Origin of the sequence: Streptomyces sp. WMMC500 (assembly GCF_027497195.1) — a bacterium.
Taxonomy (GTDB): Bacteria; Actinomycetota; Actinomycetes; order Streptomycetales; family Streptomycetaceae; genus Streptomyces.
The window spans coordinates 1,373,445-1,398,038 of sequence record NZ_CP114905.1 but is presented as its reverse complement, the minus strand read 5'-3'; the positions used below and the strand labels follow the sequence as shown (position 1 = coordinate 1,398,038).

General features: G+C 70.1%; 2 protein-coding genes (1 of these 2 cut by a window edge). Both read left to right on the top strand.

From position 1 onward, the window contains the following. Positions 1-22,327, top strand: partial view of a hypothetical protein gene (locus tag O7599_RS05730; RefSeq protein ID WP_281620998.1) — the 3' portion only. It extends 25,169 nt beyond the left edge of the window; only the last 22,327 of its 47,496 coding nucleotides appear in the window; its start codon lies off the left edge, out of view; its stop codon occupies positions 22,325-22,327. Further along, on the top strand, positions 22,324-24,594 hold the full coding sequence (locus O7599_RS05725; protein WP_281620997.1) for a right-handed parallel beta-helix repeat-containing protein: 2,271 nt from the start codon (positions 22,324-22,326) through the stop codon (positions 24,592-24,594). Before O7599_RS05730 ends, O7599_RS05725 begins: the two co-directional genes overlap by 4 nt.

The following is a 24,594-nucleotide window of genomic DNA, read 5'->3' as shown; positions in this document are numbered from 1 at the left end:
GACGGGGCGTGTGGGTCATGTGGATGTGGAGGTGCTGGTTGGTGGGGATGGTGTGCCGTATCCGTTGGTGCGGGCTGGGGATGGTTCGCGGTTGTATGACCGTGTGGTGCGGTTGGAGGGGGAGCCGGGGGGTGAGCGGTGGTTTGCGGTGTACGGGCCGGACGGGTGGCGTGCGCGGTTCGAGGCGGACACGGGCCGGTTCATCGATGACGGGGACAGCGCTCCTGCGGGTTTGGGTTCTGTCGATGAGGTGGAGGTGTGGCGGCTGGATCTGGTGGACAGGTCCGTGATCCTGCGGCAGTTGAGCGAACGGCTCGCCGCGCGCCCCGGCCTTCCGCCGGTTGCCCTTGGCGGGTCCGGCGATCCCGTCGCCTTCATGGAGCGCGCCACCTCCCCGACCGCAGACTCCCCGGCGGCGGGGGCACAGCGGGAAGTGACGTTGCTACACGAGAACCGGACACCCACCGGTGAGATCGTCGTCGTGCCGGCGCACGGGCAGGGCGAGGCTCGCTACGTGTTCAACGCCCCAGACGTCCGAGGCGATGCCGGCACCAGTACGCACGCCAGGATCGTCGGAGACACCATCCACGTCAGGAGTACCGTCCAGTACAGGATCTACCACGAGGACGGCAGTCTGCTGGGGCGCGGGTACCTCATGGATGACGGCCCTGGCTTCGACACCTTCCTCTACGTGCCCATGTCAGGCCGCGATGCGCACGTGATCGGCGCCGATGGACAGCGCGTGGAAGAGGTGAATGTGACGCCCATGCGGGCCACTGGGAATCTCCTCGTGGAGGTGCCCGGTCGGCCTGCGCGGATAATGAACTGGTTTGTCGAGACAAGCCATGTGGCATACGCGATCGGCGCCAGGACAGGCAGCGAGTCCGATGCCTTCTATGCCATCCAGGTCATTCCCGGCGGCCAGTCCATGGCGATCAGGCTCGACGGCACAAAGGTGACGGGGCCGTTGCAGGTTGGCGGCATGGTCTGGACGTATCGGCGTGGTGTGCCGGTGGAGGTGCAGGGCGCCGATGCGGGCGGGCCGCTGGGTCGGCATTCCGTGATCTTCGGCAATACGGGCTCGCCTTTGGTGCTGGGGCCGGGCGGTTGGGTGGCCGACGATTTCACCGCCTGGAAGGTGGAGGCCGAGAACCTGTACCTCGTGCGGCGGCCCGACGAGTCGAGGGTTGTGCTCGATCCGGCGGGAAGGTACGCCGAGGATGCGGTCCGGGTGCTCGACGAGGCGGGGGAGCCCGTCGGGTCGTTCGTCGTGCTGCCGCGGACCGGGGACGACGCGGGGCTGCTGTTCCCGGAGAGCGACGGCCGGCAGGTGACCACTCCGGTGGGGGTGTACCGGGAGGCCGGGTGGATCACGCTGGCGGAGGGTGCGGATGTCGAGTTCCGCGGTCTGGACGGGGTGTTGCGGTCTGAGTTGCGTCTGCTGGGGGAGGGGCCGGTGGATGCCGGCTCGTTGGTGGTGCGTCGGCTGGGTGGTGGGCGTGATCCCGAGGTGCTGGGGATGGATGGGCGGGTGCCGGAGGGTGTGTCGGTAGACGGGCTGGGCGGTGGCGTGTTCCTGGTGCGGGTGCGGGGGGACATGGTCGCGGTGGTGGATGGTGAGGGGCTTCGTACCGACCGTGTGGTGTGGTTGCAGGAGAGGTCGGAGCGGGTTGCGGTGGTGCCGTTTGGTGGGGGACGGGGGGAGTTGTGGGAGGGTTCGGAGCTGCGGCCGACGGGGGAGGCGGCGTGGGCTGTCGGTGACACCGTCCGTGCGGGGGGAGCGCGGGATGACGGCTTCCTGGAGGTGTACGGGCGGGATGGTGCGCCGCTGGGTGCGACGGCTGCCCGCGTGCCCGAGGACGCGAGCGATCTGATGGGCGGGTGGTGGCTCTACCGCGGAACAGAGGGCCCCACACTGGAACACCCCGCCGGGCAGCACCTCCAGTACCCGAGTGTGAGGCCCCTAGAGGGGCGGGGATATGCGCTGGTGGCGCCCGGTCGGCACCTGATGGCGATGAGCGAGTCGGGCCGGGTCGCCGACACCGTCGTCCAGCTCAGATCTGGGCCGGACAGCCTCGCCCGAGCGTTCCTGCTCCGGCCGGTCGACGGTGACGGGGCTCCGGCGGTGTTCTCGTTCGGGGGTGGCGCGCCACTGCCGTTCGAGGTGCTCGTCAGGCTGGGCGGGGCGCGCCTCGTGCTGCGGCACGGGGGCACGGACCAGATCTTCGACAACCGCGGTGGCTGGTTGGGGACGGAGGCGACGCCGTCCGGCTCGCCGTTCGCGGACAACGAGCACCTCGTCTTCCCCGAGGACGGCGCGCCGTTCCTGGCGGGCGGAGACGGGCAGCCGATGGATGCCGTCGTGACGCCGATGCCCGAAGGCACTGTCCTGGTGATCCCGCCGAACCGTCCGTGGGTCGTGACGGACGGGGAGGGGGTGCCGGTCGAGGACATGGTGCGGCTGACGGATTCGGAGGGCGCGACGAGCGGTGTCCTTGTCATGTGGGACGGCCGGTTGCGCCTGTACGGCGGCCCTCCGGGAGCGGAGTTGGTGCCGAGCCGTCTGGGGCCGGAGACGATCGCGGTCTGGTCGCCCCCCCACGGACTCCGCGAATGGGACGTGGCCGGCCAGCCGCTCGGCCGGTGGCAGGACATAGGCGGCAGTTCGCTGGACGGCTACAGGGTGTTCATCCCGGAGAGTGCCCTTGAGCGGCAGACCCAGGTGCGGGATCCGCAGGGTGACCCGGCCTTCGATGCTCGCGTGCTGGCCCGGCACGGTGACACGTTCGACAGGCAGGTCGACCGGAACTCCGACGGGGTGCTCGTCGTGATCGGCGAGCGGGGCGTAGTGATCGACAATGCCGGACGTCTCACAGCCCTGGCTTTCGCACTGACTCCTGGCGAGATCGCGGTCATGCCGCTGGACGGCGTGGGCGCCGGCCGAGTGCTCGACTTCGAGGATGGGCGTTGGGTTGCTTCGGCGGTGCCGTTCGGCGAGGAGGGCGTCTTCCTGGTGAGACGCGGGGATGAGTACGGACTCTTCAACAGACACTACTACGACCAGTACCGGGTCGTGCGGCATGCTTCGCTGGACGACCTGGTCGGGCAGGACAACCGCCTCGTGATGGCGCCGAACCTCCGCCACCAGATCTGGCGGCTGGAGGGCAACAGCCTCACTGAGCTGGACTACACGGTGTTTCCGATAGGCGACGGCCGGCGCATCTGGGTGGTCGAGAGGGACGGCCGGAGCCTGGTGGTGGACGGCAGCGGAACGGTCACGCACCGGGTAGTGGAGCTGGACGCCACCGAGAGATATCCGTGGAACGGCAGGCTGTACGCGATGCCGATGCGGATGGCGCAGACGGCGGGCCTGCCGCAGGCTGGGGTCAGGCCGAACGACAACATCTGGCCACTCGGTGCCGAGCTGCGGCTGGACGACGCGGCGGGCAACCGGGCAACCTTCTTCTTCCCCCAACCCGACGGCGACGTCACGAACTTCGTACGAGCAACGGTCTACACCCTGCGGGGCGGTCGATTCGACGACGCTGCGGCCTCGTACGCCCTCAGGATCTTTCCCGCCGCTGACGACCTCCAGCGGCTGCTGGTGCTGGACCCGGCCACCGGGGAGCCGGTGCCTGGCGCGACCGCGACATGGTGGCGCGAGGATTGGACCGATGCAACGGGAACGACGCAGTGGCGCGAGGAGCAGATCGTCGTCGACGTGCCCGGCGTGGGGCGTGCGATCGTGGATGACCGTGGCCGCTGGGCGCACGCCATCGTCCCGGTCCGTCTGGGCGAGGACGATGTCGTCGACGTCAGCGTGCCGCAGAACGAGGACGCCGCTCATCTGCTCCAGCACGGCACCGCGCACCCCGCCGCCGGCAGGGCCGCGTTCGATGGGGAACGGATCCTGGTGGAGCGGGATGGAGTCGCCACTCTCCACGATCGCACCGGCCGCTTCGTCTCCGGGGCCCTCGTCGTCGAGACCGATGACATCACCGAAGTGCTCCATTTCGGAGAATTCCTGATAATTCCCGACCACGGCCCACCCAGGCTGATGGACTGGAACGGGCCGGCGCCGGAAGACTCGTTCGTTTCAGAATGGCAGGGCATGGTGATAGTGCTCGGCTCCGACGGCAACGTGGCGGTGAACAGGCTGGGAGAGCTTACGCACGACCTGCTCGTCTTCACCGGCTCGGAACACGGATCCGTAGTCGCTGCCCTGCCACCAAGCGGCGCGGAAGCCGGGCTGCTGTTCGACCACACCGTCTCCGCGCAGGTACCCGGCCGGGCAATACGCCGCGGCGACCGGATCCTGGTGGAGTGGGAGGGGGACGGCGCCGACTTCTTCCACTTCAACGGATCCCACCTATCGCGCGCCGATGTCCACGAGGGAGGTGCAGGACTGCTTGAGCCTGTGATCGGTTCCCGGAATCGTCTGGTGATCCCGGAGGTGGGCATGCCGTGGCTGGTAGCCGCAGACGGGGGGCGGGTGAACGGTGCGCTGGTGCGGAAGGTGGGGGGGGACGAGTTCCTTCTCCGCGTGCCTGGCCGGCAGCCCGGTGTGGTGAACCGGGCGGGTGAGTATGCCCCCAACGTCGTTTCTCTTCGCGAGCCGGACGGCGAGGACAGGCTGCTGGCGGCTTGGCCGGGCGAGGGCATGGGCGCGGGAAGTCTGTTCCTGGAGGGCCGGGGCGGTGAACTGGTGCGGTTGTCCGCCGAGGTGAGGGCGGTGGGCGGTCGGCTGTCGGTGAGACGTGACGCCATCACCTTCCACTACTCCCTCCCCCAGAGTTCTACGGCCGGGTCGGTGACCGCCAGGGGCTGGGGGGAACTGGTGGCCGGCGAGCGGCTGGTCGGGTTCCGGGTATCGGATCCGGCCGGGGGCGGTGGGCCGCGTCTGGTGAACCAGGCCGGCGACCCCGTGCTGGGCTTCGGGGTCTCCCGGCTGGACTACAACGGGGATTACCTGATCAGACAGGACGACGGACGGGCCGTCGTGCTCAACGGCAACGGCGTGATCAGCCACAGCGTCCTGGTTCTGCGAGGCCCGGGAGGCTGGGAGGAGGTGCTGGCGTCGTTCCGGCCGGACCGCGGGCTGTACCCGCTGCTGAGGCGGATGGACGGGTCACCGGTGGGCGGTGTGGTCGTGCGGCGGACCACAGGTGACACGGTAACGACGTTTGAGGCCGACGGAGAGCTCGCCGGCCGCCGTATCACTTACGACACCGGGTCCGGCGAACTCCGCTCTGAGGCGCCCGGCATGGCCGGAGACGACCGCATCAGCGTGGAGGAATTTTTGATGTTCTCCGCTCAGGAGCGGGCGTTGGCCGTGCCGTGGTTGAGGAATCACCACGACGCGGGGTACCGGGAGCTCTTCCAATCCGAACTGGAGACGGCCCAGCGCAGCCCCGGAGAGCCGGGCCTCTCCGATGATCCGACGGTCCTGATGGTGCGCGGGGTTGGCCGGGATGCGTCGGCGGGTTCGGTGTCGGCGGGTTCGGTGTCGGTGGGTTCCGGTGGTGTGGGTGGTGAGGGGGCGGGGGTGGTGGGGCGGCCTGAGTTGACGCATCGGGTGTTGTCGTTGACGGGGCGTGTGGGTCATGTGGATGTGGAGGTGCTGGTTGGTGGGGATGGTGTGCCGTATCCGTTGGTGCGGGCTGGGGATGGTTCGCGGTTGTATGACCGTGTGGTGCGGTTGGAGGGGGAGCCGGGGGGTGAGCGGTGGTTTGCGGTGTACGGGCCGGACGGGTGGCGTGCGCGGTTCGAGGCGGACACGGGCCGGTTCATCGATGACGGGGACAGCGCTCCTGCGGGTTTGGGTTCTGTCGATGAGGTGGAGGTGTGGCGGCTGGATCTGGTGGACAGGTCCGTGATCCTGCGGCAGTTGAGCGAACGGCTCGCCGCGCGCCCCTCCCTACCACCGCTTGCCGAGACGTCTTCGGCGATCGCCAACATGGCGACTATCCGGCTCCAGACGGACACCGGCCGCGAGCGGTACGTATCGCTGGGCCAGCACGCTCCCGCCGCCCTCCTGGACGGCCGGGGGCAGCGGCTCAGCGCGCCGGTGACGGTCAACGAGGAGTCAGGATGGCTGGCGGTCGGGCATGGTGCCGAGGCCGAGTTCTATACCCTGGAGGGAAGTGCGCTGCCCGGCTTCCGCCACTTCGGTGACGGGCCGGTCGATGACGACTCGCTGCTGATCGGCCGCATGGACGACGGCACCTTCGAACTCATGGACATGAACGGGAACGTCCTTGGCGACGTGACCTGGACCGGCATGGGGCATCACGGAACCCTGGTGGAACCGACGGGCCATGCCGCGGGGCTGATCCGGGACAGCGGGAAGTACTCGGCCGATGCTGTCCGACTGCGGGGCGAGGACGGCACGCCGGGCACGACCGTCGCCGTCCGTCTGGTGTGGGACGAACGACACGGGCTCCACATGGACGTGGCCGCGGCGCGGGCGGACCGGGACTTTGTGTTGCCTGAAGAAGTCTACTTCGAGGCCGGAGGCACGATCCGGGTCGTGCAGCCGGGGAGGGAACGGGAACTCCCGACGCACGCCGCCGTCCACGACTGGGAAGGCTACCTCGTGGCCAGGTCCCACCGCCTGCAGGACGGCTTCGGCCCGACCGTCTGGCGCCGCGTGTCCACACAGGGCGACCCGCCACGGCTGGAGGACGGTACGGGACAACCCCTCCGCGCCGCGTCCACGACGGATCTGGAGGGAGACTACGGAGTCCTCGTCGAACTGGGTGTGATGCCACAGACGATCCTCAACCCCACGCTGGACCTCTGGACCCACCGTGTCCTGCAGCTCACCGACTCGCGGGGCCAACGGACCGGCAGGATCCTGGCCGACCCGAGGCCGGGCATGGACGCGCGCCCGGCGGCGGTTTTCGAAGACGACGGCAGGCTGGTGACGGACCAGGTGCTGTACACCATGGGCCGCAGGCGGATCCTGGTCCTGGAGGCGAACACGGTCACGATCTACGACAGCTACGGCATCCGGCGAGCGTCGGAAACCGCCCGCCCCGGCGGCCCGCTCGGCGACTACCACCTCGTCGACGCCGGCACGCAGCCCTTCGTCGGGCGGGTGCTGGATTCGGGTGCCGTGGAACGAGTGGCCGGTGCGCACGCGATCCGACTGCGGGAGAACACCTACCTCCTGGTCGGTGTGCCCGACCACCGCCCCGGGGTGGTGAACCATAACGGGACCCCGACTCATGACGCGGTACGGCTGCGGGGGGCGAACGGCGAGTACAGAGACCGGGTCATCGTCGTACCGATGGGCTCCGGTGATCTTGAGCTGTACCGGTTGGACCTCGATACCGGTGAAGCGACTCGTCTTGCGGACACACCTGTGCTGCACGGGACCGCATTCCGAGTCCAGGACGGGGAGTCGGAGGCCCTGCACGACTTCGCCGGCGGCTGGCTCAGCCGTGAGCTGACTATCGTCGACGGCCCGCTGGCCGGCTGGCGTGTGGCGACGTCCGGCGACGGCGACACCCCGCAGCGCGGTGTGCTTCTGCCGGACGGGGACGCAACCACGGTCGGCGCCACTGCGCGGCCCCTGGGCGGCCTGGGCGACCTGGTGGAGGTGCCCTCCCACGGCATGACCGTCATCGGCCCGACCGGACTCCACAACCACATCGCCGTCCGCGCTACGGGACCTGCGGGTGAGTCCCTCGTGCTCGCAGCGCCCGTGCCGGACCGGGGCACTCTTGGCGGGGGTGTGTTCCAGGAGAACACCGACGGGACGCTCCAGCAGATTCCCGGCCGGATAGCCGCCACCTCGGGCGGGTTCGTAGTGGAACGCGTGAACAGCGTCAGGTTCCACGGCTTGAACGGCGACTTCCGTGCGGACGCGCGCTTCCTGAACGCGACCGGGCTCGACACCCTGCTCGGCAACACGCGCCGTCTGGTGACTCCCCTGCTTCCCGACGGCACGACCGGTCGGCCGCTGGTGGCAGGTCTGGACGGGGTCCCGCCCCGCTCGATCGTGGTTGCGCTGGGGGATGAGCCGTTCGAGAGCAGGTTTGTGGTGGAGGTGGATGGCCGGCGCGGGGTGGTGGACTTCGCTGGTGCTTTGCCGACGGTTACGCATCGCGTGAGTGTGTTGCCGGAAGGGGACGGCGATGGGCTGCGCTGGGCTGCCTTTCCGGTGGGTTCTGGGGCGGATGGGCCGGGGGATGGGGTGTGGTTGGCGGATGCGTGGTTGCGGTTGGAGGGTGCGGGCGGGGGTGTGCGTTTCTATGCGGGCGACGGGTTGTTGGTGGGGGAGTCGTGGGTGTTGTCGGGTGGTCGGCTGGATGAGGGGTGGGGTGATGTACGGCTGGTGATTCCGGAGGATGTGGATGATCTGCCGCTGGTGGTGCGGGCGGTGGATGGGGAGCCGGTGCCCGGTGGTGCGGCGGTGCGGTTGTTGCAGGCTGATGACCGGTATCTGGTGAGTGTTCCGGGCCGGGATCCGGTGGTGGTCGATGGTGAGGGCCGGCTTACGCATGAGGCGCGGGGGATCGGCGGGCATCGGTTTGTGGCGTCGCCGGTGGTGGAGGGTGAGAGTGCGGCGGTGCACGGGGCGGATGGCTCTGTGGTGGTGGGTGAGGCGTTGCATGGCTGGTATGTGACGGCTGGTGAGGGTGGGCGTGGGCCGTATCTGGTCGACGGGAACGGGGGGGTGGTGGAGGGGGTTGCGATGTCGCGGCGTGGGGGTGGGGGGGAGTTCCTTCTTGAGGCGGGTGGGCATCGGTTCGTGGTGGGTGCGGGCGAGGGTGCGGTGGTCAGGGCCGCGCCGGATGATGCCGGGGACGGCGCGTACAACCCCGTGGTGTTCATGGCCGACCGGATCGACTGGCACTTCGACCCCGATGGTGAGGGTGGCGCGGCGGAGTCTGCCGCCGGTGGCCGCACCGCCGAAGACAACGCCACCAACGAGCACACGATCCGGGGCGGCAGCCGATTCGACGGGAATCGTCTGATCGTAGCTCGGGACGGGGACCACCGGCTGGTGGACGGCAACGGGCAGCGTTTGCCGAATGTCGTCGTCAGGGATCTGGGTGACGGGATGTTCCTGGTGGAGTCGGCCCGTCACCGTATCGTGCTGGACGGGTCGGGGATGCGTACCCACTCCGTGGTGAGGTTGTGGTGGGGTCCGCGTTACGACGCGGTCGATACGGGTGTGTCGGTGGCGGTGCCGCGGGGTGCGGAGGGGCGTGCGGTGGCGTTCCGTGAGGACGGTGAGGTGCTGCCGGAACAGGTGGTGCGCGAGGGTGAGTTCCTCCATCTGACGTCCGTCGACGGCAACGCCGTCGACAATTACTGGGCCGCTGACGGGCAGACCATGATGCACTGGCGCGACGTGTCGAGCGGCGATCACGTCATCCGGTTGTGGGATGAGGGTGGGGCGGTGACGGACCGGGTGGTCGTGTTGCCGGTGGGTGGTGGGCAGTCGGCTGGGCTGTACCGGGTGGGTGAGGAGGCGTGGCTGGGGTCTGAGGGGCGGCTGGCGGTGGCGCCGGTGTCGCGGCAGGACGATCCGCGGGTTGCTGCGAGCCATGGTGAGTTGCTGGCGGAGGAGGTGAGGGTCTACCAGCAGGCGGGGTGGATCGCTGTGGGGAACGGTCAGGTGATGTTCCACGGCTTGGATGGCCGGTTGCTGGCCGATCTGCACTACTTCTCGGAGTCGGTGGTGATCCGGGGAGGTGGTGGTGGCCGGCCGGTGCCGGTGGACACGGGTGGCAGGCCCCTGGCGGATGCGTCGGTGGTCGAGCTGGACGCGGATCTCTTCGTGATCTACGCCGGGGGGCGTGCCGGGCTTGTCGACGCGGCCGGCAGGCTGCGGACCGGGCCTGGTCTGCAGAAGGTCGAGATCGCTGACGGCACCGTCACCCTGGCCGTCGGCGCTGCGAGGATCGAGGACGTCGGGCATGTGGTGGAGATCTCGCCGACCGGTGTGTCCATTCGTCAGGCGGACGTGTGGGTCGCCCCCGACGGCACCACCCGGGTGCAACCCCGGCAGGACGGCCGCATCGGGCCGGAGGCCACGGCCTACGACGAGCGCGGACGTCAGGTGGGCAGCACACGCCTGGTGCACCTGACCGCTGACGAACTCGATTCGCTCTGGCTCTACGAGCCGCGTGGAGACGGGCCGCCTCACCTGGAGTACCTCGACGGGGAGGTTCATGACGCGCCGGTGACAGGGCTGGGGCACCATGGCTGGCTCATTTGGGAGACACGGAACAAACCTGCGTTCTTGATGAGCCCCGCGCACGAACTGGAACTCGTCCTGGCCGTTCCCCTCCGGGCCGAGGGGCGCGAGACCGACAGGTTCATCCTCACCCCGCTGAACGACCTGGAAGCCCCTGTCCCCACGGCGGTGTTCAGCCGCAGCGGTGAGCTGGTGACCGACCAGGTGACGGTGACCTTGGGCCACAGGCGGTTTGTTGTGCGGGGGGAGGATACGGTCACCGTCTACGACGCGAACGGCGATGCCCTGACCTCGGAGCCCGCCCCCGCCGGTGGCCCGCTCGCCGGCCACCACCTGCGGTTCGACGGGTCGGAGCCCTTTGTCACGACGGCGGACGGACAGCGCCTCGCCGGAGCTGAGGCACTCCAGTTGGCGGACGACTCCTTCCTGGTGCTGGACTTGCCCGACCGCAGCCCGCTGGTAGTGAACAGGGCAGAACAACACACGCACGACGTGATCCTGCTCACGGACGAGTACGGACAGTACGAGAACGCGATCCTTGTTGTGCCCCTCGACAACGGTGAGGCCAGGCTGTACCAGACATCGGGCCGGCCGTGGGGATCCGCCCCCGACGACGCCCAGGTCAGAGTCGGACGGCAGGGGATCCAGCTTGCTCAACGCGTGCACGGCCAAGTCGCCATATCCGCCGCATATGACTTGACGGGCAGGCTGGTCAGCCGCGAGTTCCCCGTGCAGGGCGGGCCGTTGGACGGACGGCGCATCTACGTTCCCACGGACGGGGACCGGCCGGCCCGGGTATTCCAGCGAGCCGAGGGCGCGGACGGGCAAGGCTATTGGACAGCGGCGAGCGCGAGACCGCTGCCGGGCGTGGGCTACGTGGTGAGGGTGCAGAACCAGCCGTCGGTCGTCGTCCGTCCCGACGGGGCCCACACGCACGTCGTCTACGAGCTGGCCGAAGGCGATGGCGAGAGCGTGCTCGTCCTGATCCCGGGGGAGTCGGGCAGCGGGTACGGAGAGCTTTTCGGGTGGACCGGGGAGCGGGTGCCGGGACGGGCCACAAGCGGCGGCGGCCTGCTCGCCGTGGAGCAGATTTTCGCCACCCATGTGTACTCCCTCGCCGCCGGGCTGGGCGAGGGCGTCATCGCCGGCCGTGTCCTTGACGGCGGAGGGCTGGACGGCCTGATCGGCGGCGGCAACCGGCTGGTGTTCGCGGAGAACGACGCGTACCCGTCGGTGGTGGTCGGTGCGGACGGCAGTACCTCCGAGGCGCCAGTGATTCCGCTGGCGGACAACGTATCGGAGGGCAGGTTGGTGATGGCGGTGGGTGGCCGGGGTGGTGGGGTGGTGGACTTCGCCGGTGTTTCGCCGACCGTTACGCACGAGCTGACCACGATGGCGGATGGGAGGCGGGTCTTCGCCCGGCTGGTGGGTTCTGGGGTGGGTGGGCCGGGGGATGGGGTGTGGTTGGCGGATGCGTGGTTGCGGTTGGAGGGTGTGGGCGGGGGTGTGCGTTTCTATGCGGGCGACGGGTTGTTGGTGGGGGAGTCGTGGGTGTTGTCGGGTGGTCGGCTGGATGAGGGGTGGGGTGATGTACGGCTGGTGATTCCGGAGGATGTGGATGATCTGCCGCTGGTGGTGCGGGCGGTGGATGGGGAGCCGGTGCCCGGTGGTGCGGCGGTGCGGTTGGCGCAGTTTGATGATCGGTATCTGGTGAGTGTTCCGGGCCGGGATCCGGTGGTGGTCGATGGTGAGGGCCGGCTTACGCATGAGGTGCGGGGCATTGGCGGGCATCGGTTTGTGGCGTCGCCGGTGGTGGAGGGTGAGAGTGCGGCGGTGCACGGGGCGGATGGCTCTGTGGTGGTGGGTGAGGCGTTGCATGGCTGGTATGTGGTGGCTGGTGAGGGTGGGCGTGGGGCGTATCTGGTCGACGGGAACGGGGGGGTGGTGGAGGGGGTTGCGGTGTCGCGGCGTGGGGGTGGGGGGGAGTTCCTTCTTGAGGCGGGTGGGCATCGGTTCGTGGTGGGTGCGGGCGAGGGTGCGGTGGTCAGGGCCGCGCCGGATGATGCCGGGGACGGCGCGTACAACCCCGTGGTGTTCATGGCCGACCGGATCGACTGGCACTTCGACCCCGATGGTGAGGGTGGCGCGGCGGAGTCTGCCGCCGGTGGCCGCACCGCCGAGCACGACGCGGGCAACGAGCGCTGGGTCCTGCTCACGGCCGAGGGTTTCGCCGGAATGCATCTTCGCTTCGACGAGAGCCGCCCGACGGCCGCTCCCAGCCTGGTACGCACGGGACCCGGCGGTCGCACCGACACCGCGCCGCACGCTGTCACACCGCTGGTGGACGAGGCCGGCTTCCGGGTCTCGCTGTACGGCAGGCACATCGCGGTCGATGACACCGGACAGTTCACCCATCGGGTCGTCGACGCGGAGCCGCGTGCGGGCGCGCCGGAGCCGGACACGTGGGACTTCATCTTCGAGCCAACCGGCGCCGGCGTCCCCACACTGCGGGACGGCAGCGGCGAGGTTCGCCCGGGAGCGGAAGTCGAGCGCGTCGGGGACACCTTCCAGATCCGCCGGGCCGAGACGCCCCACACCGCGGCGGTCCACGAGTTGGACGGCGCCTGGCTGCACGATGCCTCCCGCGTCCGGGGCGGCGGCCCGTTCGACGGGAATCGTCTGATCGTAGCTCGGGACGGGGACCACCGGCTGGTGGACGGCAACGGGCAGCGATTCCCGAATGTCGTCGTCAGGGATCTGGGTGACGGGATGTTCCTGGTGGAGTCGGCCCGTCACCGTATCGTGCTGGACGGGTCGGGGATGCGTACCCACTCCGTGGTTGGGCTGTCGTTCGGCCCCCGTCACGACGCGGTCGATACGGGTGTGTCGGTGGCGGTGCCGCGGGGTGCGGAGGGGCGTGCGGTGGCGTTCCGTGAGGACGGTGAGGTGCTGCCGGAACAGGTGGTGCGCGAGGGTGAGTTCCTCCATCTGACGTCCGTCGACGGCAACGCCGTCGACAATTACTGGGCCGCTGACGGGCAGACCATGATGCACTGGCGCGACGTGTCGAGCGGCGATCACGTCATCCGGTTGTGGGATGAGGGTGGGGCGGTGACGGACCGGGTGGTCGTGTTGCCGGTGGGTGGTGGGCAGGCGGCGGGTCTGTACCGGGTGGGTGAGGAGGCGTGGCTGGGGTCTGAGGGGCGGCTGGCGGTGGCGCCGGTGTCGCGGCAGGACGATCCGCGGGTTGCTGCGAGCCATGGTGAGTTGCTGGCGGAGGAGGTGAGGGTCTACCGGCAGGCGGGGTGGATCGCTGTGGGGAACGGTCAGGTGGTGTTCCACGGCTTGGATGGCCGGTTGCTGGCCGATCTGCACTACTTCTCGGAGTCGGTGGTGATCCGGGGAGGTGGTGGTGGCCGGCCGGTGCCGGTGGACACGGGTGGCAGGCCCCTGGCGGATGCGTCGGTGGTCGAGCTGGACGCGGATCTCTTCGTGATCTACGCCGGGGGGCGTGCCGGGCTTGTCGACGCGGCCGGCAGGCTGCGGACCGGGCCTGGTCTGCGGGAGGTCGAGAGCGCTGACGGCACCGTCACCCTGGCCGTCGGTGCCCCGGTCGGTGAAGGCACCGGGCATGTGGTGGAGATCTCGCCGACCGGTGTGTCAATCCGTCGGGCGGACGTGTGGGTCGCCCCCGACGGCACCCACCGAGTCCGCCCCTGGCACGCGGACCACCTAGTCGATCGCCACGCCACGGCCTACGACGAGCGTGGGTATCAGGTGGGCACCGCACGGCTGTTGTCGGATGGGGGCGACCCGGCCTCGGTCTGGCTCTACGAGCCGCGTGGAGACGGGCCGGCTCGCCTTGAACACCCTGACGGGCGCGTTCATGAGGCACGGATGACAGACCTGGGGCACCGCGGCTACCTCGTAGAGCCACCCGATGCCGATCCGATCTTGCTCGGCCGCGGGTTCGAAGACACAGACGTGTTCGTCGTCCTGATACGGGCCGACGGGCGTGAGACCGACAGAATCCTCTACGTGCCCCAGAGCCAGCAGGGGGCCGCCTCGGCAGGAGTGCTGAGGCGCGACGGCGAGCTTGTGACGGACCAGGTGACGGCGACTTTGGAGCACAGGCGGTTCGTCGTGCGGGAGGAGGATACGGTCACCGTCTACGACAGGAGCGGCGAGACCCTGGCCTCGGAGCCCGCCCCCTCCGGTGGCCCGCTCGCCGGCCACCACCTGCGGTTCGACGGGTCACAGCCCTTCGTCACGACGGTGGACGGAGAACGCCTCGCCGGAGCTCACGCATACCGGTTGGCGGACGACTCCTTCCTGGTGCTGGACTTGCCCGACCGCAGCCCGCTGGTGGTGAACAGGGCAGAACAACACACGCACGACGTGATCCGGCTCACGGACGAGTACGGACAGTACGAGAACGCGATCCTCACCGTGCCCCCCGGCAACGGAGCACCCACGCTGTATCACTTCACCGGCCAGTCGGCCCAGAGTCCCGTCGTCGACGGCGGGCGCACCGTCCGGCTCAGCGAGTTCGCGCTCGTCGTCAACGCCGGCGGCCGTATCTCGACGTATGACTTGACGGGCAGGCTGGTCAGCCGCGAGTTCACGATGACGGACGGGCCGTTGAACGGGTGGCGCATCCACCTGCGCACAACGCACCTCGTGCACGCCGAGGCGCAGGATCCAGCCGGGCTTTGGATGTCGATCAGCGCGAGACCGCTGCCGGGATTGGGCTACGTACTGATGGTGCTGGACAAGCCGTCGGTCGTCGTCCGTGGCCACGGACTCCACACGCACGTCGCCTACGACCTGGTCGAAGGCGATGGCGAGAGCCTGCTCGTCCTGATCCCGGGGGAGTCGGGCAGGGGGTACGGAGAACTGTACCGGTGGACCGGCGAGCACATGCCGGGCCGGGCCACGATCGGCGGCGACCTGATCGCCGTGGAGAGGCCGGACTTCGACACCCGCCTGACCTCCATCGACGCGGCGAGCCTCGCAACCGCCTCCGGCGCTGGTGCCGCCGTCTCCAGCGTCGGCCGTGTCCTTGACGGCGGAGGGCTGGACGGCCTGATCGGCGGCGGCAACCGGCTGGTGTTCGCGGAGAACGACGCGTACCCGTCGGTGGTGGTCGGTGCGGACGGCAGTACCGCCGAGGCGCAAGTGATTCCGCTGGGGGGTGAGCCGTTCGAGAGCAGGTTTGTGGTGGACGTGGATGGCCGGAGCGGGGTGGTGGACTTCGCCGGTGTTTCGCCGACCGTTACGCACGAGCTGACCACGATGGCGGATGGGAGGCGGGTCTTCGCCCGGCTGGTGGGTTCTGGGGTGGGTGGGCCGGGGGATGGGGTGTGGTTGGCGGATGCGTGGTTGCGGTTGGAGGGTGCGGGCGGGGGTGTGCGTTTCTATGCGGGCGACGGGTTGTTGGTGGGGGAGTCGTGGGTGTTGTCGGGTGGTCGGCTGGATGAGGGGTGGGGTGATGTACGGCTGGTGATTCCGGAGGATGTGGATGATCTGCCGCTGGTGGTGCGGGCGGTGGATGGGGAGCCGGTGCCCGGTGGTGCGGCGGTGCGGTTGGCGCAGTTTGATGACCGGTATCTGGTGAGTGTTCCGGGCCGGGATCCGGTGGTGGTCGATGGTGAGGGCCGGCTTACGCATGAGGCGCGGGGGATCGGCGGGCATCGGTTTGTGGCGTCGCCGGTGGTGGAGGGTGAGAGTGCGGCGGTGCACGGGGCGGATGGCTCTGTGGTGGTGGGTGAGGCGTTGCATGGCTGGTATGTGGTGGCTGGTGAGGGTGGGCGTGGGCCGTATCTGGTCGACGGGAACGGGGGGGTGGTGGAGGGGGTTGCGATGTCGCGGCGTGGGGGTGGGGGGGAGTTCCTTCTTGAGGCGGGTGGGCATCGGTTCGTGGTGGGTGCGGGCGAGGGTGCGGTGGTCAGGGCCGCGCCGGATGATGCCGGGGACGGCGCGTACAACCCCGTGGTCCTCGCGGTGCACAGGATCGACTGGCACTTCGACCGTGACGGCGCAGCCCCTCCACGTCAGCCGGCGTCGGGGTCGTTCGGGGTGCCCCGGATGGCGGGTGTCCGGCTTGAGGCCCGTTTCGACCCGGAGACGGGGCGGTTGCGGGACGCCGCGCTGACCTCGCCCGAGGGGACGGGAGCGCTGACCGTGCGCCACGAGCCGGCCGGCGAGGGTGACGCGCTGCGGGTGCTCCGGGACGGGGAGACCATCCACTCCGAGCGATGGGTTCCGCTGACCGTGCACGGTTTCGAGCGGACACATCTGCGGTTCGACGCGACCCGACCGGAGGCCATCCCGAGCCTGGTGCGGGTCGCGCCGGACGGGAGCGCCACCACGGTCACCCACGCCGTCACGCGGCTCGCCGACGAGGGTGCCTTCCGTGTCTCGCTCGACGGGCGGCACGTCGTCGTCGACGATGCCGGGACGGCAAACCTCCGGGTCGTCGAAGCGGCGCCGCGTTCGGGTACACCCGAGCCGGATGAGCAGGACTTCATCTTCGAGCCGCTTGGCCGCGGCGCTCCCACGCTCCGGGACGGCAACGGCGAGGTCCGCCCGGGAGCGCAGGCCGAGCGCGTCGGAGACACCTTCCGGATCCGCCGGGCGGAGACGCCCCACACCGAGGCCGTGCACACCCTCGACGGCGGCTGGCTGCACGACGTGCACACGATCCGGGGCGGGTCGCCCCTGGACGGGAAGCGCCTCCTGGTGCCCGGCGCCCGGCAAGCCGCCCGGGTAGTGGATGCGCAGGGCGAGGCGGTACCGGCCGTCGAGGTCCGGCTGCTGGAAGACCTCAACTTCCGCGTGGACATGCCCGGAGGGAACCCGGCGGTGCTGGACGACACCGGCCGCCTCAGCCACGACATCGTGGCGATCCAGCTATGGGCCGGCGCGGGCGGATTCGCCACCCTGGCGCGGAGCCCGGAAAACGAGCACGGTCTGTACTACGCGCAGTTCCGCCCGGGCCAGGACGTGCGGGTGCCCATGGCCCAGGTGCGCTACCCCCTGGACGGTGACGAGCCCGGTGACCTGTTCATGGTGACCGTGGGGGGCACCGCGAAGGAGTACCGGATCGACGGCGGCCCGGGCGCACTGCACGGCAGCTTGGTCCGGACGACGCACGAGATCCGGGGCGGCAGCGCGGTCGACGGACAGCGACTGGTGGTGTCCGATCCCGACGGCACGCCGACCGCGCACCTGCTCACGCGGAGCGGGCAGCGGTCGCACATCGGGGTCGAAACGCAGGCGGACAAGGGCTTCCGGATCGGTGCGGAGGCAGGCCGGCCACACATCGTGGTGAGCCCCGTGGGCGACTTCCAGGGCACGGCGCTGCCGTTGACCGGCCGAGGAGCCGGCGCGGCCGATGAGTTCGCCTTCCGGCCCTTCGGCGACGCCTCGCGCGAGCCGAGGCTGCACGGCGTCAGCGGTGGCCCGGTGCCACGTCGCGACCTCCACTGGGACGGAACCTCGTACACGGTCACCGACTGGCTCTCCAGCCGCGCATGGATCCACGGGAGCGACGGCAGCCTCACCGCGTGGCAGATCACCATCCGCGGCGGCCGTCTCGACGGCCGGGAACTGACCATCCCGGTCGATGCCGCCCGCCCGGCACGCCTCACCGGCCAAACCGAGGGTCCTGTCACCCTTACCCCCCAGCATGATGGCGAAATGCGCGTCCAGGTCCGGATCCGCGACCACCGCGTCCACCTCGTCCTCGACCCGAGTACCGGCGGCGTGAGCCGCCCCGGTGTCACCACCCTCACCCGGCCCGACGGCGACGGTACTCCCCAGACCGTCGGCTACGCCTACACGCGCATCTACGGCCCCGGGCTTGAGCCTGCGCCGCGTCGCGCGGACGGGCAGGAGATCGACGGCGTGACCATCCAGCAGCTCCGCAACGGCGATCTGCTGTGGCGCCGCCACGGCGACGACACCGTCACCCTCTTCGACGGCGCCAGCGGCGCATTCCGCTACGACGCCACGCGGCTCACCGGCGAGCCGAATCCCGGCATCCACGTCCGGGTCCACAGGATGGCTCACCACGGCACGGAGTACCGCTCCTACGAACTGCTGGACAGTGAGTTCAGGGTCGTCCCCCAAGTCGTGGTCACGCCCCGCTCCGCGAACGGCGAACCGGACCGCGGCTTCCGTGCGCGCAAGGCCGACATCGTCAGGCTCTACGATCCCGACGGCCGGCTGGAGTACGAGATCGTCCCGTTGCGCGGCCGCGTCCGGCCGCTGGACGGCGTCCGAGTCGTCCGGACACCCGGCGCAGAAGGTCTCGTACGGAGGTACGTCGTCGCCGAACTCTCGGACGCCCGGGGAAGCCGGTATCTGGACCTGAACGATCTACGGCTGCTCGACGGTGAACTGCGCGACGGCCGAGTTCCGCATCAGGGAATCGAGCGGGTGGGCGATGGCTACCGCATCGCGGGCTGGGGCGGCGAGTACAAGCTGTACGACGGGAACGGTCGGCTCCTGGAGCAGCGGATCAATCCTGTCCACCGGCGAGACCCCGTGCCCGGCCAGTACTTCCAACTCAGCTACCGCTACCGCGAGAACGGGGCCCTGGACGGCATGACGTGGGAGCGCTGGCGCGACGGCGCACCTCCGCCTAGGCCGGCGCCATGGCTGGACCGTGGCGTGGGCAGCACCGTCGGGTCGGGTCAGGGGTTCGTGCGGCTGATGGCGTACGACCACAGCTTCGTCTTCGAGCGCCGGCCGCTGCCGGGCGGCTACCACACGCTGGACGCCAACGAGGCCGGAAGCCTGGTCGGCTTCGTCGACCGCCGGGCCGGCGTTCCCTGGGGGCTGACGGAGCGGAGGCGGTGGTCGGAGGTGACCCCGCAGGGCCAGGTGGTCGACCACGGCATCCGGATTCATGGCGTCAGCCGCAACAGTTGGCTCGACTACCACGAGCTCAACCACCTGCGCAGGGCCGATCAGGGACCGGTGCACCACTTCCGGCGGATGCCGGACGGCGGCTATGTCCTGGCCTCCCGGCACACCGGTCGGATGCTGGAGCCGGCGACGGGAGGGTGGTATCGCTTCGACGAGGGCAACCGGCTGGTGGCCCAGGGCGAGCGCACCTGGGGCCGGTTCGGACTCGGCTATGTCGACCGCATGCCCGACCCGCGCAGGGGGACGTTCACAGAGGTTGAGATCAAGAAGGGACCGCTGACCCGGCACGGTATTCGAAGCTTCACGTCGTACGAACTGGGCGGCGACGGTCTGCCGACAGGCAACTGGCAAGTGCTCTCACCCGAGGGCCAGCGGATCAGTTGGGGCAAGACTCTGTCCAACGGGGATTTCCTGGAGGTTCACCGGCACGCCGAACAGCGCCCGCCCATCCTGTTCCGCCTGGCCAGCTCGGGTGACTTCCGCGACATCGGGGCAGGACCCCGGCTGTGGCGCAACGCACTGCTGCCCGACTTCCTGCTGCCCCGTCAGAGCCGCTATGCCGGAGAAAGCCCCCGGGCCCGCTGGACGCTGGACAGCAGGTTCCAGACGTTCACCTGGCGGCAGGGCGAGGAGTCGGGGGTCGAATTCCACGGCCCGGGCGGTACCCGATCCGTCCGCCGCACCCCGGGCGAGGTTTCCTGGGAAGGGGAGACACGCGAGCTGGCCAACGGGAACCGCCTCACGGTCGGCCCAGCCGTCACCCTGCCGCCGGGAGCGGCCCGGGTCCGCAGCTACCTGCCCTGGTCGGAAACCGCGCGGGGCCGGGAGCGTTTGATGGGCCACCGGACTTTCCACAGGAACGACCTGCGCGCCGTCGAACCGCCCGCCGGCAGCGGTAAGACCTCCGACGACGTGCTGTGGCAGGACCGGGTCAACCTGCGCCATGATGACTGGTACACGCCCAACCCGAACCAGGTGTGGCACGTCGTCCGGATGGGATTCAAGGACGGTTCCTACCTCGACTACCACCCGCGCTCCGGGACGCGATTCCTCGGAATAGCTCTCCATTCCGACGACAGGCTGCACGATTCGATGCGCGTTGGCCACGCAGCCACCACCAGTGCCGGGCCACCACGGCGGCCGGTAATGGGACTGGCACCCGGATACCGAGAGGGCGACTGGACGCTCCACGACCACCGCGGCGCGGTGATCGCCCGCGCTGACACCTGGCCGTCCCCCTCGCCGGACGCCGGGGTCTTCGCCGAAGTGCGGGTCATCGGCGTGCGGACAGGTGAGGGCCGGGCGACCTGGACCGTCGAGGGCACGGACGCCACCGGCACCCGGACGCTGGCCGCCAGGAACCAGTTCGACCACACCAACTACTACGACGGGGAGTCGTATCGGGATTTCGGGCCTGACGGCCGGCTGATCCGCGAGTACCGGCTGCTCGGTGAAGGCTTCGGCGTCCAGGCATGGCGGATGGCCGACCACGAGGTCGTGGAGAACTGGCAGTGGCGCAGGCTCGACCGCCGCGGCACGGACCGGGACCGCAGCGCGCAGTCCGACAGGGTGCGCGTCTGGTTCGACGGCTCCCGGCAGTTGGACGGCTGGCAGCCCGGTGCCCGATGGGAGGACTGGTACCGCAGTCCCTCCGAGGCGTCGGCGCCGTCCGAGGCGAGAGCGATCAGGCAGGGCTCGCTGTCGTCGTCGTCCGGGTCAAGAGCGATCACGGAGGGCTCGCTGTCGTCGTCGTCCGGGGCAAGAGCGATCACACACGACTCGCTGCCGCCGTCGTCCGGCGCACGAACCGTCTCGTACGAGTCGCTGCCGGCGTCGTCCGGGGCAGCGGCTGAGGTCGGCACCGTATCGCATCAGATCGCCCAGGAGATCCCCCGTCCCGTCGGCGGCCGGGTGCGCCGGTTCCTCAACGACGCGCCGATCCGCGTTCGTCTGTACCGGGACTTCGACGATGACGAAAGAGGGGGCGCCGTCCGGTCCGGAGCCTGGGATGAGTTTGAGGACGGCGCGGTCTTCCGCGCCAGGCGGCCACTGCCGGACGGGACCCTCGTGGAGCTGGCCTTCGACACCGGAAGCTGGCGCCGGTACGTCACCGGAAGCGCGGGGGAGCAAAGGGTGGTCACCGAGCGGTCGAACGTCGGATTCGTCCGGGAGCGGCCCGCGGCCTCGTTCGTGCCCGGTGCGGAGCAGTACCATGGCCCGCTCCTGCTCTCGTCCCGCTCGACCCACTACATCGACTCGCTCACCGAGATCCGGGGCTTCTGGGAGATGATGTCCCAGCCTCACCGCTCGCTCTGGGGACCGCCGGTGAACGGCGAGTCGAGCTACACCCCGTTCGTCTTCAAGAGCGGCCAGTACGGCGTCCTCGTTTTCGTCCAGGAGTTCGTCCTCGACTTCGCCATGAACCTGGCCATCATCGGCATCCTGCCCGGGCCGCTCACCGGCATGGACGCCGCCTATGCCGCGCTGGTGGCGGCCATCTCCGGCGGGATCAGGGGAGGCGCCATCTCCGGCCAGAGCCTTCTCGCGCACCGCACCACGCTCGTGTCGGGACTCAACCAGCAGGACATGGGCCGGTCCGCCCACGTGCGTCAGGTCAACGAGAGCTGGACGGGCGACTGGACGGCGAGCACCCATCCCCTTCGCTGGCGCGCCGGGACCTACACCTTCCTCCGCGACGGTCTCGTGCTCAGCCCGCTCAGCGCGTTCGTGGGCAACTTCGCCGCCACCGAGGTCTTCGGCGTGCGGGATTCCGAAGGCAACCGGCACGAGGTCTCGACGGCGGAGGCGGCCAAGCTGGCGTCCATGTTCGCAGCCGGTGCCGGGATCGGATCGGTCAGCAGCGGCGTCGCGAGATACACGTTCCAGAACACCGCCGCCGCCCGCTGGTACCAACGGGGAGGGCCCGTCGACATCCTGGTCGTCCCTGCCCTCGGCAAGCTGGGGGACAAGTCGCTGGTGGTTCTCGTGCTCGTGCCCACGGTCCGCGACGCGGCGAACCTCACCTGGCTGGGCGCCGGGAAACCGCCCGAGGTCGACCCGACGGAAGCAGATGCCCTGCCCCCGCCCGTCACGCTGCCCGTGCTCGGGCCCACGAGCGACGTGCCCCGGACGGGCAGCACAGTCGACGCGAACGGCGAACAAGGAGAGCAGGACACATGACGCTTGAGCCGATCCGCGTGTCGCCTCGCAGCAGGGGTGCCCACCGGACCATCACCGACGCGCTGAGTGCCGCCCCGACCGGCGCGGTCATCAGCATCGATCCCGGCGAGTACGCGGAATCGTTCCGCCTGGTCCGGCGGGTGACTCTGAAGCCGCACTACGGCGACGGCTCGGTCACCATCGCGGTGCCGGCCGCGGCCGGTCCGCTGACCGTGGCGGCGCCCGACTGCCGCCTGCGGGGTCTGGTGGTGCGCGGAGCCGACCCGGCCGAAGCGGTGTTGCAGGTGGAGGACGCGGCGGGCCTGACCCTGGCCGAGTGCACCGTCACCGGCGGCCGGGTGGAGGTAGTGGGCTCCCGCAACCCGACGCCCCCTCCGGACGTGCCGGTCGGCGAGATCCCCCTGGACGACGACCTGTCCGCCCAACTGGCCGACCCCACGGCCGGCGGCGTCCTGGTGATCCGGCGCAGCCGCCTGCGCGCGGCCCGGCACACCGCACTGCATCTGACCGGCGATGCCCTCGCCCGCCTGGAGGACACCGCGATCCAGGGAGTGGAGGGCATCGGCGTCGCCGTGTCCGGTAGCGCGATCCTCCGGGCCGATCTGCTGCGCGTCCACGGTGGCTCGGGCTCCGCGTTGCGGGCCCGGGACTCCTCCCGGATCCTGCTGCGCGGCAGCGGCCTGTTCGGCGCGGGCCGCAACGGTGTGCTGGTGCAGGACAACGCCGAGGCACTGCTGACAGACTGCCGAGTGGAGAACGCGGCCCGGTCCGGCGTACGGCTGGACCACACGGCGCGGGCCCTGATTGACGAGAGCACGCTGGCCGACGCCAGGCTTTCGGGCGTCGAGGTACGTGATCAGTCCCGGCTCATGATGCGGGGCGTCCGGGTGACCGGCGGAGAGACCGGTGCGCGGCTGCGGTCCACCGAGGAATCCGTGCTGCTGCACTGCTCGTTCATGGGGCACAAGGGCAACGGCGTCGAGCTGGCGTCCGGCGCGGACGCGCGGCTGCGGGCCGTGCGGATCGCCAGGACGGGCAAGCACGGCGTCCTGGTCGGGGAGACCGCGCGCGGGGCCTTCGACCACTGCGACGTGACCGCCACCGCCTTCCCGGCGCTGCACGTGGCCAGGGGCGCCGCGCCCAGCTTCCAGGGGTGCCGCGTCTTCAACGCCGCCCAGGACGTCACAGTGGCGGAGGGGGCCGAGCCGGTCTTCGAAAGCTGCGTCTCGGTGAACGTCGCCACCTCCCGCCTACCCGCGGGCACGGGCACCGGGAGCGCCGGTCACACCGGGGGCGGCGAGCCGACACAACCGCCCCTCGCGGGCGCGAAGTCACCGCACGCGGGCGCAGAGGCCCACCCGGCCGGCTCCGTTGGCGGGCCGCACGGAGCAGTCCCGGCGTCGAGTGGGAGGCCGGGCGAGGGGCAGGCTTCCGTCCCGCCCGAGCCCACACCCGCCTCGCTGCCGGAGTTGCTCGCGGAGCTGGACGAGTTGGTCGGTCTCGACAACGTCAAACGGGACGTCGGCGGGATGGTCAAGCTGATGCAGACCGTCCGGCTGCGGCAGCAGGCGGGGCTGCCGGCGCCGCCGCTGAGCCGTCATCTGGTGTTCGCCGGCAACCCCGGCACCGGCAAGACCACCGTGGCCCGCCTCTACGGGCGGCTGCTGCACGCCCTCGGCCTTCTTGGGAAGGGCCACCTGGTCGAGGTGGACCGCAGCGCCCTGGTCGGCGAGTACGTCGGCCATACCGGGCCGAAGACCACCGAGGCGTTCGAGCGGGCGCGCGGAGGTGTGCTGTTCATCGACGAGGCATACGCGCTGGCACTGCCCGGAGTGGCCCAGGACTTCGGCCAGGAGTCCATCGCCACCCTGGTGAAGCTGATGGAGGATCACCGCGACGAGGTCGTGGTGATCGCCGCCGGATACCCCGCCGACATGGAGCGTTTCATCAGCTCGAACCCCGGCCTGGCCTCCCGCTTCACCCGCGCCCTGCAATTCGCGGACTACACCGACGACGAGCTGGTGCAGATCGTCGAGCACCACGCCCGTAGGCACAGGTACCAGCTCAGCGACGCGGCCCGGAAGTCGCTCACGGACTTCATCGGGGCGAGCGCGCGCGGCAAGCAGTTCGGCAACGGCCGGGCCGCCCGCCAGCTCTTCCAGCAGATGACCGAGCGCCAGGCCCTGCGCGTCTCCGAGATGACGGAGCCCGACGCAGGCGAGCTGATGCTTCTGGACGAACAAGACCTCCCCCTTCCCACCTCATGA

What these genes read in the sequence shown, in the direction of transcription:
- O7599_RS05725 (WP_281620997.1), top strand. Translation starts at nt 22,324, where the DNA reads ATGACGCTTGAGCCGATCCGCGTGTCGCCTCGCAGCAGGGGTGCCCAC.